We start from the raw sequence: 457 nt of genomic DNA, 5'->3' as shown, positions 1-457 counted from the left end.
GAATAGGACCGGCCGCCGACGGCAGCTTCACCGCGCCGACCTACGCCCTCGGCGGCCGGTCCTATTCCGGCGTCGGCGACGCGCTCGCGGCGGTGGACGCGTTCGCGGTGAAGTACGACGTCGACCCGGCGACCGGCGGGCGCGGCCAGTCGATGACGCTGGCCGGCAGCGACCCGAACCAGCCGGTTCTGATCCGCAACGTCGCGGCCGGGGTGCAGCCCACTGATGCCGCCAACCTCGGGCAGGTGACGGCCCAGGTCGCGACCGCCAAAGCGCAGAGCTTCGCCTACACCGACCAGCGGGTGCAGGCGAGCTACGCCGCCGGCACCGCCTACACCGACGCCCGCGTCGCGCCGCTGGAGAAGCAGGCGAACGCCTTCGGCAGCCAGCTCGCCGGCCTTCAGAACGAGGTCGGGCAGGTCCGCCAGGAGGCGCGGCGCGGCGCGGCGATCGGCTT

The 457-nt window shown here is 74.0% G+C and carries 1 pseudogene; it reads left to right on the top strand.

Annotated elements, in window-relative coordinates:
- A pseudogene (locus tag FV222_RS30480) lies at positions 1–457 on the top strand (hypothetical protein); the annotation flags it as partial.

The sequence above is a fragment of the Methylobacterium sp. WL103 genome (assembly GCF_008039885.1).
GTDB lineage: Bacteria > Pseudomonadota > Alphaproteobacteria > Rhizobiales > Beijerinckiaceae > Methylobacterium > Methylobacterium cerastii.
Note: the sequence above shows the minus strand (reverse complement) of the source record. Positions and strands in the feature narration are given on the sequence as shown.